Origin of the sequence: uncultured Lutibacter sp. (assembly GCF_937891065.1) — a bacterium.
Lineage (GTDB): Bacteria > Bacteroidota > Bacteroidia > Flavobacteriales > Flavobacteriaceae > Lutibacter.
Genome location: NZ_CALAEQ010000270.1, coordinates 1 through 11,922 on the forward strand (window position 1 = coordinate 1; position 11,922 = coordinate 11,922).

Below are 11,922 nucleotides of genomic sequence, written 5' to 3' on the forward strand. Positions count from 1 at the left end.
TACGTTTGTTATATTTTTAATCATTTCAATAAATATTATTGTTTGTTAAATTTTGTATTCAATATTATGGGTTCAATGGTATTAAGTTCAGTCCTTTGGTTTCATCCAGGCCAAACATAATATTCATATTTTGAACCGCTTGTCCTGCTGCTCCTTTAATAAGATTGTCAATAACACTAATAATAATCACCATATTGGTTCGCTGGTCATACGTTACATATAAATCACAATAATTAGTTCCCCTTACATCTTTTATAGCTGGCTCCTGATTTCTTAATCTAACAAAAGGCGCATTTGCATAAAAGTCCTTATAAAGTGCTTTCAGCTTATTTTCATCCATATGTTCTGTAGGTCGCACATAAATGGTGCTTAGAATTCCACGATCTACAGGCAATAAATGCGGTGTAAATTGAATACGTGTTTCTTTTCCTGAAACCTCATCTAATATTCCTTGCATTTCAATAGTATGTCTGTGATTTTTAAGTCCGTATGCCTTAAAATTATCATTTACATTAGAATAAAGGTTTACAGTTTTTGCTTTTATTCCCGCTCCTGTAACACCTGTTTTTGAATCTACAATTATACGATCTTCCTCAATCAGGTTGCCTTTTAATAAAGGAGCAAGTCCTAAAATGGCAGTTGTAGGAAAGCAGCCTGGATTTGCAATTAGATTTGCATCTTTAATTTTATCAAAATACAATTCCGGGCTTCCAAAAACAGCTTTTTCAATTCCTTCGGGAAAAATATGGTTTAGTTTATACCATTCTTCATAAACTTCTTTTGAACTCAAACGAAAATCTCCAGAAAGATCAATAATTTTAAAAGGTTTGTCTTTAAAACGTTTCGCAAAATCCATTGAAATACCATGTGGCAAAGCAAGAAAAACTAAATCAAGCTTATATTCATCTATTTGATTTATTGATACCAATTTTTGATCAGCAATTCCTTGTAAGAAAGGATGAACATCAGAAAACAATTCTCCTGCCCGACTTTCAGAAGTAATCATGGTGATTTCCACATCTGAGTGATTGGTTAAAATACGTACCAATTCTGATCCAGTATAACCCGTTGCTCCTATAATTCCTATTTTCTTTTTATTCATTATTTTTTAGTTCTTTTAATGATTTTTCCAATACTTCCATTACTTTTTCCAAATCATCATAATTGATATTTAAAGGTGGGACCAAACGCAACACATTATCGGCTGTGGCATTTGCCAACACTCCATTTTTAAGCATTTTCAGTACCAAAGGCTTTGTTTCAAAATTAAATACCACACCAATCATCAGTCCTTTTCCTCGAACTTCTTTGATGTCTGGATTATTCATTGCAACAATTTTCGATTTTATCCAACTACCTTTTTCTTCGGCCTGTTGTATCAAATTTTCAGATTCAATAACTTCGATGGTTGCCAATGAAGCAGCACATACCAATGGATTTCCTCCAAAAGTTGTTCCGTGATCACCAAATTCTATCGCCGAACTTACTTTTTCGTTTGAAAGAATGGCACCAATTGGAACACCACTTCCTAAAGCTTTCGCTAACGTCATAATATCCGGTTCTACCCCAAAATGCTCTTTGGCAAACATTTTTCCTGTTCGACCAATACCACACTGTATTTCATCAAAAATCAACACAATACGTTGTTCATCACAAAAATCTCTTAATGATTTTAGGAACGTTTTATCCACGATATTAACACCACCTTCTCCTTGAATAGGCTCTATAATAATTGCTGCTGTATTGTTGTCCACAGCTTTTTTTATGGCTTCTATGTTATTAAAAGGCACTTGAGAAAATCCTTGTGGAATTGGCTCAAATCCTTTTTGATATGCTTTTTTACCTGTAGCAATAGTTGCCATTGTACGTCCGTGAAAGGAGTTTTCAAAAGAAATAATAGTTCCTCCACGTCCAATACTGTGTGCGTATTTACGTGCTATTTTTATAGCACCTTCAACAGATTCCGCACCACTATTGGTAAAAAACACTCGGTCTAAACCTGATAATTCCACTAATTTTTTGGAAAGCATTACCTGTGGTTCGCTCAAATAAAAATTTGAAATATGAATTAATTTAGCTGCCTGATCCTGAATTGTTTTTACAACTTTTGGGTGGCAATGGCCAACGTTATTTACAGCAATACCTCCCAACATATCAATATATTTATTGCCTTCCACATCCCATATATGGGAACCTTTTCCATAGTCAAATGTTAAAGGATAGCGTTTAAAAGTTTGTAAATAATACTTTTTATCAAGGTCATTGTATGTTTTATTCAATTTTTGTGTCATGGTATAAATTCTTTAAATTATGCAGTGATGCTTGTTCCCATTTTTTGATTTTTAAAAAGGGATAAAATCTGTTCAGGGATGGTTCCATTGATGATTCTTGCCTGTTTAGCTCCTTTTTCTATAGCAATTTCACAAGAATCCATTTTTGGAATCATTCCGCCCTGAATACATTTTATTTCTTTTAGGTGATTTATTTCGGCTACTTTAAGTTCATGGATAATGGAAGTAGGATTGTCTTTATCAAGCATTAATCCATTAACATCTGTTAAAATAATATATTGTTCTGCTGAAAGTGCACCAGCTATATGGCCAGCAAATAGATCGCCGTTAATATTATAATCGTTCCCATTTTTATCTGAAGCAATACAAGTGATTACCGGAATAAAATCATTTTCTAACAACAATTTGATTAGGGAAGTATCAACGCTTTCTACATCGCCGACTTGTCCTAAATCTACTAATTCTGTCTTTCCGTTTTTTGTATGCTCATGCAAACGTTTTTTTGCGGTTACTGTTTGTCCGTCTTTACCTGATAATCCAACCGCTTTATGCCCCATTCCATTAATTATGGAAATTAGGCTGCCATTAACTCTTCCTTTAAGCGCCATTTCAACATATTCCATTGCTTCTGGTGTTGTTTTTCGCTGTCCGTCAATAAACTCCGAATCAATATTAACTTCTTCCAAAGTTTGCTTGATAAAAGGACCTCCACCATGTACAATTACAACTTGGTATCCTTTTTCTTTTAAATCACACATGTTTTTTAGCACTTGTTTTTTAAGTGGCTGATTGGTCATTGCATTTCCTCCATATTTAAATAAAAGCAGGTGTTTTTTTGTCATTTTTTTTTCCTTTATAATTAATAAAATATACTCAGAAAACTTTTATTTAGGAGCAGTGATATTTGTTGGATTGCAGTTTTTTATTTTTTTACAAACCTTTAAAGTGTTAAAAGATTTGGGTTTACAAACGCAATAAGAAATCAGTATTGTAACTGATTGTGGATGATTTCAAATAATATTAACACAAATTTAAAGCTATTACTTTAATTATCCTAATAAATATTAAAGTAATAACTTTAAAAAATTATAAATAATGAGTCTGATTTCTTTAAAATACTTAAATAAATATGCTTTTATTTTGCAATCTTTAAACTAAAACGTGTAAATTTTAAAAAATAAACGACCGCTCTTAATTGCTAATATACTCATGATTGCTACTTTAACTTATATTAAATACTTTCAAAAAAAGTTAAGTATTCTTATAAATTTAATTTGGCAAAAGATTTAAAAGCTTGAAGCATAAAAATTAATGCAAAAAAAAAGCCTATCAAAATTGATAGACTTTATAGTGTAAAAAGGTAATTATATATTATATAACTTTTACGTTTACTGCGTTTAATCCTTTTTTACCTTCTGATAAATCGAATTCAACTTCATCGCCTTCGCGAATTTCATCGATTAATCCAGAAATGTGTACAAAATGTTCTTTGTTAGAACCTTCTTCTGTGATGAATCCAAATCCTTTGGCATCATTGAAAAATTTTACTGTTCCTTTACTCATTGTTAAAAAATTTAATTATTTGTTTATTAATAGACAAATATAATGCCAAAAATTTAATTTCCCTAATTATTTTTATATCAATTAATTAGAATAGAAATTTAATTATTGATGGAGGCTTCTTTTAAGTTTTTTTAATTCTTTATTTTTTGATGTTGGAAGTTGATCATAAATTTCAAAAATTTTGCCATCTTCAATTCTTATTCCATCTAAATATAAGTCAACTGGGTAAAATGCACCTCCTTTTAAAGCTTGCTCTGCAACATGATCCACAGTAATGGTATTAATTCCAAAAAAACGGTCCGTATTAAAAACAATTTCATCATATGTAATATAATGCAATTCGGAACATATAATTTTTTTACTAGATTCTACATCATAACCAAAATCATATTTTTTACCAATTTGAGCAAACACTCTCACAATCATTTCTCTTTTTTTAGCCAGCGAAGGTTCTTTAATTAACCTTAATTGTGCATAATCATCAATATTCGAAAATCTTTTAAAGGTATTACAAGCCACTTTACTTCTTAATGCTTCAACAATAAATTTTCCTTGTAAAATTTCTTCATGGTATTTTTCAACAAATGGGTGTTCCCACACCCCTAACTTTTTTAATTGTATTTCATTCCCAATATAAATTGCAGCATGTCCCCAATAACCAGGAATAAATCTGTCTGTTAATCTAAAAGGAGTTTTTTCTAAAACAACGTCTAATGGCTGTAAAAGATGTAACGAGTTATTAATAAAATCTTCATTATTTATTAATTTACCTTTTCTTGAAGCAAATATTCCCATAAAATTACTTACCACATTTGATACTCCTGAAGAGATATTATTTAAGAAATTATTAAAATTAACCTCTGCATTAAACGTACTTTTTTTATCAATTAATTTTCTGAAATATTTTTTTGAGGATTTTATATTTTTATCATTTGATAAAAAATTTTGATAATAAGAAGTAGCTTCAATCTTTTTAATTATAGTTTCATTAAGAATATTATCATTTGATCCTTTCGAATTATTCCAAGTTTCAAGTATTGATTTTCTAAACTTCCTTGAAATTATAATTCTTTTAATTTTTTTTAAGGATTTTTTATCTTGATGATATAAACCATTTTCTTCATTAATTAGATTATTAATTGTTGCATTTTGACCAACAATATTTTGCTGAGTTACAAAGGTTTCTAATGATTTTATTTTTAAATGAGTAGCTATTAAATTATTTAAATGAAGGTTTTCATCTAAATTCTCTTCAATTTCAGGAAAATTAACAGACTGTTTTAACAATTCTATTCTTTTTGAAAACGATTGGTTTATTACTTTAATATCATTTCCATTCAAAACATACTTTTTATTTCTTATTTTTTTAAAGTAATTTGAACTATCAATTAATTCATTTTGAAGAAGTTGATGATTATCAAGTAGGTTTAAATAATTCGCATAATTATTAGTTACTCCACTTTCTTTTACTTCAATTTTGCTTAAAGTGTTAAATAAAAACTCATTACTTTGACTAAAAATAAATTCTGTTGAAAAAAGGAATAACAAAACAACTATATGCAACTTATTAAAAAGAAGATAATAATTTCTTTTTTTGAAATTAAAAATTTTATAATATCTAATTGAAATATGCACAATTTTACGCTAAAAGCGACTTGTTTTATAGTAAATATACTGAATTTAGTGCATTTTAAATTGATAATTATCAACTAATAAACTTAATAAAGAATCAATACACATATGAAATAATGTAGCCAACTAAGATAGATGGTAAATTTCCATAATATCCTTTAAAATTTTATCAAAATCTATTTTAAGATCAATTAATTTACCTGTATGCATATCCCAAACCCAACCATGAACTGTTATATGACGTTCTCTAAAAGCCTTTTGAACGTCAGAAGTTTTAAGAACATTTACACATTGCTCTTGCACGTTTAACTCTACAAGCCGCTTGTATTTATCTTCTTCACAAGTTATTAAATCTAATTCATGTTTATGAATTCTATAAACATCTCGTATATTCCGTAACCAAGGGTTTAACAATCCTAAATCTTCCGATTGCATTGCAGCTTTCACTCCACCACAATAATAATGTCCACAAACTACAACATGTTTCACTTTAAGGTGACTTACTGCATAATTTATTACTGACATTACACTTAAATCAGTATTAGGAACCATATTCGCAATATTTCTATGCACAAATACTTCTCCTGGCTGAACACCCATTAATTCTTCAGATGAAACACGGCTATCTGAACAGCCAATATAAAGAATTTCAGGATTTTGACCCTTTGAAAGATTCTTAAAATAGTCTTTACCCATTTCAAGTTTCTTAACAATCCATTTTTCGTTGTTCTCAAAAATTCTGCTAATGTCCAAATCTATATTTTTTAGTTAGTAATTTTTTATTTCTTTTCTTTATCAAAATTTTTTGGTTTCCCATTTTTAAAATATTCCCACTCCCCTACTTTTTCATCATTTTCATAATTGCCCCAAAGTATCAATTTACCATCAATATTGTAATATTTTGCGGCACCATGACGTTTTCCGTTTTCGTAGTTTATATCATCTAATAAAACATTATTATCTGCATAACGTTTTAAATTTCCATGTAATTTTCCATTTTTAAAATGAGAAATTTCTGTTAATTCACCTTTTAGATAATAGGTTTTAGCTTCCCCATTTAAAACACCATTTTCATAATTCTCTTCTGATAAAATTGACTTTCCATCTGGATGAAAATAGAACCACTTTCCAATTCTATTTTTTCCATTCATTTCACCTTCACTTTCTAAAACTCCTTTTTCAGTAAAAAACTGAATAGTAGCTTTATTACTGCTTTTTGAAAAAGTTTTAATTACTGTTGGATGGTCTGAATTTAAGGCGCTATAATAGTTAAAAACACCAACTTCTTTTCCTGCTTCAAACTGACCTTCATATCGAATACGGTTATTATTATGAAACTTTTTCCAAATGCCAACTCTTTCACCGTTTGCATTCAATTGGTTTATTTTCTCTTGCGAATATATTGATTGAAACCCAATAAGCAAAAATAAAATAATCGTAGAAAGTGAATGATGAATTTTCATTATTAAAATTTTTAAATAACTATTATTCTGAAGGAATTGTGTTTACCCAATTTAACAAAGTTTCATATTGCGTTTCAGTCATTTTAGCGTCATTATGAATCCATAAATAACTTTCTAAAGGCATTCCTTGTTTTTTTAATTCTTTTTTTATGTCTTTTAAAATATGATTTTGCTGATCTGTATTGTAAGCTGCCCATTCAGAAAAATTTAAATGCTCTTTTCCTTCATTTACATGCTGTGCTAAATACCAAGAAACAGGCGCAATTTCACTATACCATGGATAAATAGTTGTATTTGAATGACAATCGGCACACGATGTTTTTAGAATTTCTTTCACTTCTTCAGGAACTTCCATTACCGTAGTTATATCATATGTTCCTAAATTTGAAATATTTTTTTCAGGACGAATGAATTGTATTAAAATAATTACAACTAAAATTCCAAATAGTACTTTTTTCATTGTTTATAATTTTATAATTTCTTCTAATTGTTTGTTGCTAATTGTCAGCAACTTAGCTTTAATCAATCTAGGCGTTAAAGTTTTCCAATTGCTGTTTTGTTTAAATATTTCCTTAAAAATTGTTTTAGCTTCAGCCAACTCCCCATTATTTGCCAAAGTTACAGCATACCAGTATTTCATTTCTAAATTATCTGGATTTAATTTTTGAGCATTCATATAATGTTCTTTTGCCAACACATTATTTCCTGTTTCAACAGCTAAATCTCCCTGATTCATAAATTCATAAGCTGTATGAATTGTTAATAATCTTCTCATTTCTTTTAAAGGGTTTTCATTGTCTTCAACTCTTAAATCAACCACTTTATCTTCCCAACTATTCCCTGTACTCTTCCCTTTAACGACTAAAATAGCCACAGATTGTTTACCTCTAATATCTCCACCTTCATTTTGCGCTGCTTCCATAGCAATTAACATTCGCTCTGCTAAACTTCCTTTTGAATTTTTAAAAGCTTCTGCCATTGCAGGCCAAACTGTATTTTTCTCCATTAAATTAGCTTGTACTGAAAAATTATCACCAATAATATGCCCTGCTGCTTCAATACAATTTTTGCCTGTATATGCGCCAACATTTCCATAAACATCCAAAATTGCTAGCTGACGAACATCTCTGCCTTCATCTATTTCTAACAACGTTTGCATTGCTAATTTTGGTGATAAACCATTTTCAAGTAAACTTAAACCTCGTGGTCCAAATGAAAGATTTATAAACGACTGTGTTGCAACAACTCCAACGCCTGCTTTTCCCCAAGCAACTAAACTTCCTACAGAAAACCAGTGAGACTGCACTGCTACTCCCATTTCTCCAGTTACTGTATCTCTTGCTACAATTGAATAAGTATGGGCAAACGGGTCTTTTTTAGCATAAACTTGTTGAGAAATCCCAGAAAAGTTTATAATAAGTACTAAAATCATTACAATTGGTAACTTCATAATTTTTTAATTTAAAAAAATAAAGATACTATTCTTTTCATATATTTAATTTAATTTTAATTTATGGGAATTTCAAATGTTTGGTTTTATACAATTGTGATTGTTGCTATTGGTCATGTAATTGTTGGTTTTATATATTTAATGTATAAACTTTCACCTAAAAAAAAGGATAAAAAAGAAAATGAATAAAGAATTTTTAATTTTACAACTCAATAACATTGAAAATGCTAAAAGAGTAAACCGAATGCGGGTAACTAGTTTAGTTTTAAAAAACGAAGAACTTTTTCCATTTTTAATTGCGATTGTTTTTGAATTAAATGATAAAACTGCTATAAAAGCAGCTTGGGTACTTGAATTGGTTTGCGAATTAAAATTAAATTTACTTTTGCCGCATCTTTCCTATTTTACTAAAAACATAAAGCATTTAAAACATGATAGTGCAGTGCGTCCGGCTTCTAAAATATGCATGTTTTTAGCCCAAACCTATGCTTCAAAAAATAATATTCTATTAAAAAAAATCATAACTAAATTTCATATTGATAGCATTATTGAAATTAGTTTCGATTGGTTAATTAGCGATCGCAAAGTAGCAACCAAAGCATACGCAATGCAAACACTATATTTACTTGGTAAAAACTACGATTGGGTACACGAAGAATTGAAACTAATTATTAAACAAAACATGGCAAATGAAAGCCCTGCCTATAAAGCACGTGGAAGAATGACCTTAGACCTTATAAACAAGAAATAAATATTTTAATTTAGGTTTAATTCATTAATTTTGCACCTAATTACAAAACTAAAGAATGTCCTTAACAATTTTAAATGCCATATCTCCAATTGACGGTAGATACAGAAACAAAGTAGAAAGTTTAGCTCCGTTTTTCTCAGAAGAAGCCTTAATTAAATATAGAGTAAAAGTTGAAATTGAATATTTTATTGCTTTATGTGAAATTCCACTTCCTCAATTAAGTAAATTTGACACAACGCTTTTTGAAGAGTTAAGATCAATTTACAGAAACTTCACGTCAGCTGATGCTCAAAAAATTAAAGACATTGAAGCTATTACAAATCATGATGTAAAAGCTGTTGAATATTTTATTAAAGAAAAATTTGACGCATTAAATCTTCAAAAATATAAGGAATTTATTCACTTCGGATTAACTTCACAAGATATCAATAACACAGCAACACCATTATCTATAAACGATGCTTTTGATGTTGTATATTATCCTGAATTAGCTACACTTTTAGAGAAACTTAGACAATTGGCAACTGCTTGGTCTGATGTTCCAATGTTAGCAAGAACCCACGGACAACCAGCTTCTCCAACCAGATTAGGAAAAGAAATTTTGGTTTTTATTGAACGTATTGAACAACAAGTGAATCAATTACAAAATATACCATACGCTGCTAAATTTGGTGGAGCAACAGGTAATTTTAACGCACACAAAGTCGCTTATCCAACTATTGACTGGAAAGCTTTTGGAACTCATTTTGTTGAAAAAGTATTAGGTTTACATCATTCTTTTCCAACTACTCAAATTGAGCATTACGACCATATTGCCGGAATTTTTGATGCTTTAAAACGCATAAATAACATTTTAATTGACTTTGATAGAGATATGTGGACGTATGTTTCTATGGAATATTTTAAACAAAAAATAAAAGCAGGAGAAGTTGGTTCTTCAGCAATGCCTCATAAGGTTAATCCAATTGATTTTGAAAATTCAGAAGGAAATTTGGGTATGGCAAATGCAATTTTCGAACATTTATCAGCAAAACTTCCTATTTCAAGACTTCAAAGAGATTTAACCGATTCAACTGTATTAAGAAATGTTGGTGTTCCATTTGGGCATACAATTATTGCTTTCAGTTCTACGTTAAAAGGATTGAATAAATTATTAATTAACAAAGAAAAATTTGCCGAAGATTTAGAGAATAATTGGGCGGTTGTTGCAGAAGCAATTCAAACAATATTAAGAAGAGAAGCTTATCCTAACCCTTATGAAGCTTTAAAAGGATTGACAAGAACAAACGAAAAAATTACTCAAAAATCTATGGCTGATTTTATTGATAGTTTAGACGTTTCTAATTTGTTAAAAGAAGAATTAAAAGCAATAACACCAAGTAACTATACAGGAATTTAAATGAAAAAAATTGTAACAATATTCGTTTTATTAATATCAGTAATTTCATGTAAAAATGACGAGTTAAATCCTGATCGTTTTAAAACAGGAACTTTTGAAATTCCAGAAGGTAAAGGATATGAAAAAACGATAATCACTAGACAAGATTCACTTCAGATTGAAAAATATGAAGACAGAATAGATTCTCTTTCAATAACTTGGAAAAACAATTTCAATTATACACTTCAAATGTTGCACCCAAAAACTGCAATTGATGAAGATCCTATTTATGTAAAAATAACAAGCTTAAATAAAGATTCGTATGATTTTGAAGCTGTAATTGGACATTCAAATTATATACAAAAAGGCACTATTTATAAAAAATAAATTTAATTATGGAAATTTTTTTACAAGCAGATACTTGGATCGCTCTGTTAACACTAACTTTTTTAGAAATTATTTTAGGAATAGATAATATAATTTTTATATCAATTTCTGCAGGAAAATTACCCAAAGACCAAATTAAAAGAGCTACTAGATTAGGATTATTATTAGCACTGTTTTTTAGAATTATTTTATTAATGGGTGTTTCATGGTTGATATCAATGAAAGCTCCTTTTTTAAGTTTTGACTTGTCATGGTTTAAAGGAGGAATTACAGGTCAAAGTGTAATTTTAGTGTTAGGTGGAATCTTTTTATTATACAAAAGCACCAAAGAAATTCACCATAAGGTTGAAGGAAATGAGGAAACAGAAAGTGATTCAAAATCTGTAAAAAGTAAAGTTGCAGCAACTTTTGGTATGGTAATCATTCAAATAGTAATGATTGATATCGTTTTCTCCTTCGATTCTGTATTAACAGCTGTTGGTATGACTAACGGAATTCCAGGAGCACTAATTATAATGGTTACGGCAGTAATTATTTCAATGATAATTATGATGATTTTTGCAACACCTGTAGGTGAATTTGTTAACAAACATCCAACAATTCAAATGTTAGCATTGTCTTTTTTAATATTAATTGGATTTATGTTAATTACTGAAGGTGCACATTTATCTCACATCGAAATTTTTAATAAACCTGTAGGAGCAATTCCTAAGGGCTATTTATACTTTGCCATTGCTTTTTCATTGGGTGTAGAAGCTTTAAACATGAAAATTAGAAAGAAATAAACAAACTTATTTAGTAACTAATTTTACTATAATAATTTAAAGAAACAAATATAGCGCTGCTAGAAAAATCCAAAAAATGTGGAATTTTTCTTAGTACATTTGCAAAGTGATATTCAGAAACTTATGAACGAACGTAAAACAACAAACATTTTATTATTGGTAATTGTAATTCCATTAATTTTTTATTTATTAAAAACATTAAGTTTTATACTTATTCCATTA

At 29.2% G+C, this 11,922-nt stretch carries 14 protein-coding genes; 5 read left to right on the forward strand and 9 right to left on the reverse strand.

The features are described from left to right. Positions 1-64: 64 nt before the first annotated feature. From argC to Q0352_RS14570, 9 genes are all read right to left on the reverse strand, one after another. A complete protein-coding gene (gene argC / locus Q0352_RS14530; RefSeq protein ID WP_299528810.1) occupies positions 65-1,102 on the reverse strand; it encodes an N-acetyl-gamma-glutamyl-phosphate reductase in 1,038 nt (345 codons plus the stop codon). Next, positions 1,095-2,291, reverse strand: coding sequence for an aspartate aminotransferase family protein (locus tag Q0352_RS14535; protein ID WP_299528812.1), 1,197 nt, complete (start codon positions 2,289-2,291; stop codon positions 1,095-1,097). Before Q0352_RS14535 ends, argC begins: the two co-directional genes overlap by 8 nt. A gap of 17 nt (positions 2,292-2,308) precedes the next feature. Continuing rightward, entirely contained in the window at positions 2,309-3,133 is an 825-nt protein-coding gene (gene argB, locus Q0352_RS14540) for an acetylglutamate kinase (protein ID WP_299528814.1), read from the reverse strand. Between the two features lie 529 nt (positions 3,134-3,662). Then, positions 3,663-3,854 (reverse strand): cold-shock protein, encoded by a 192-nt coding sequence (locus Q0352_RS14545; RefSeq protein WP_299528816.1) that lies wholly within the window; start codon positions 3,852-3,854, stop codon positions 3,663-3,665. 102 nt (positions 3,855-3,956) lie between these two features. Next, positions 3,957-5,417: a YiiX/YebB-like N1pC/P60 family cysteine hydrolase gene (locus Q0352_RS14550; RefSeq protein WP_299528818.1), complete on the reverse strand. Its 1,461-nt coding sequence runs from the start codon at positions 5,415-5,417 to the stop codon at positions 3,957-3,959. Between the two features lie 195 nt (positions 5,418-5,612). Then, entirely contained in the window at positions 5,613-6,239 is a 627-nt protein-coding gene (locus Q0352_RS14555; RefSeq protein ID WP_299528820.1) for a carbonic anhydrase, read from the reverse strand. A gap of 26 nt (positions 6,240-6,265) precedes the next feature. Next, positions 6,266-6,949, reverse strand: a complete 684-nt coding sequence (locus Q0352_RS14560; RefSeq protein ID WP_299528822.1) for a toxin-antitoxin system YwqK family antitoxin — start codon at positions 6,947-6,949, stop codon at positions 6,266-6,268. A 22-nt stretch (positions 6,950-6,971) separates the two neighbouring features. Next, positions 6,972-7,409 (reverse strand): heme-binding domain-containing protein, encoded by a 438-nt coding sequence (locus tag Q0352_RS14565; protein ID WP_299528824.1) that lies wholly within the window; start codon positions 7,407-7,409, stop codon positions 6,972-6,974. 3 nt (positions 7,410-7,412) lie between these two features. After that, positions 7,413-8,399 (reverse strand): DUF1028 domain-containing protein, encoded by a 987-nt coding sequence (locus Q0352_RS14570; RefSeq protein WP_299528826.1) that lies wholly within the window; start codon positions 8,397-8,399, stop codon positions 7,413-7,415. A 63-nt stretch (positions 8,400-8,462) separates the two neighbouring features. On the opposite strand from Q0352_RS14570, the gene Q0352_RS14575 reads away from it, so the two are divergent. Genes Q0352_RS14575 through Q0352_RS14595 form a run of 5 tightly spaced genes read left to right on the forward strand, consistent with a single transcriptional unit; the run spans position 8,463 to position 11,700 of the window. Further along, the gene (locus Q0352_RS14575) at positions 8,463-8,588 is read left to right on the forward strand and encodes a hypothetical protein (protein ID WP_299528828.1); all 126 of its coding nucleotides are present in this window, start codon (positions 8,463-8,465) and stop codon (positions 8,586-8,588) included. Continuing rightward, positions 8,581-9,150: an adenylosuccinate lyase gene (locus tag Q0352_RS14580; protein WP_299528830.1), complete on the forward strand. Its 570-nt coding sequence runs from the start codon at positions 8,581-8,583 to the stop codon at positions 9,148-9,150. The genes Q0352_RS14575 and Q0352_RS14580 overlap by 8 nt, the downstream gene beginning before the upstream one ends. A gap of 55 nt (positions 9,151-9,205) precedes the next feature. Then, complete coding sequence (purB, locus tag Q0352_RS14585; protein WP_299528832.1) at positions 9,206-10,549, forward strand: adenylosuccinate lyase; 1,344 nt, start codon at positions 9,206-9,208, stop codon at positions 10,547-10,549. Next, positions 10,550-10,915: a hypothetical protein gene (locus tag Q0352_RS14590; protein ID WP_299528834.1), complete on the forward strand. Its 366-nt coding sequence runs from the start codon at positions 10,550-10,552 to the stop codon at positions 10,913-10,915. 8 nt (positions 10,916-10,923) lie between these two features. Next, the gene (locus Q0352_RS14595; RefSeq protein WP_299528836.1) at positions 10,924-11,700 is read left to right on the forward strand and encodes a TerC family protein; all 777 of its coding nucleotides are present in this window, start codon (positions 10,924-10,926) and stop codon (positions 11,698-11,700) included. Positions 11,701-11,922: the final 222 nt, after the last annotated feature.

Coding starts and splice junctions, on each gene's coding strand:
- argC (WP_299528810.1), bottom strand. CDS start 1,102: ATGAATAAAAAGAAAATAGGAATTATAGGAGCAACGGGTTATACTGGA.
- Q0352_RS14535 (WP_299528812.1), bottom strand. CDS start 2,291: ATGACACAAAAATTGAATAAAACATACAATGACCTTGATAAAAAGTAT.
- argB (WP_299528814.1), bottom strand. CDS start 3,133: ATGACAAAAAAACACCTGCTTTTATTTAAATATGGAGGAAATGCAATG.
- Q0352_RS14545 (WP_299528816.1), bottom strand. CDS start 3,854: ATGAGTAAAGGAACAGTAAAATTTTTCAATGATGCCAAAGGATTTGGA.
- Q0352_RS14560 (WP_299528822.1), bottom strand. CDS start 6,949: ATGAAAATTCATCATTCACTTTCTACGATTATTTTATTTTTGCTTATT.
- Q0352_RS14565 (WP_299528824.1), bottom strand. CDS start 7,409: ATGAAAAAAGTACTATTTGGAATTTTAGTTGTAATTATTTTAATACAA.
- Q0352_RS14570 (WP_299528826.1), bottom strand. CDS start 8,399: ATGAAGTTACCAATTGTAATGATTTTAGTACTTATTATAAACTTTTCT.
- Q0352_RS14575 (WP_299528828.1), top strand. CDS start 8,463: ATGGGAATTTCAAATGTTTGGTTTTATACAATTGTGATTGTTGCTATT.
- Q0352_RS14580 (WP_299528830.1), top strand. CDS start 8,581: ATGAATAAAGAATTTTTAATTTTACAACTCAATAACATTGAAAATGCT.
- purB (WP_299528832.1), top strand. CDS start 9,206: ATGTCCTTAACAATTTTAAATGCCATATCTCCAATTGACGGTAGATAC.
- Q0352_RS14590 (WP_299528834.1), top strand. CDS start 10,550: ATGAAAAAAATTGTAACAATATTCGTTTTATTAATATCAGTAATTTCA.
- Q0352_RS14595 (WP_299528836.1), top strand. CDS start 10,924: ATGGAAATTTTTTTACAAGCAGATACTTGGATCGCTCTGTTAACACTA.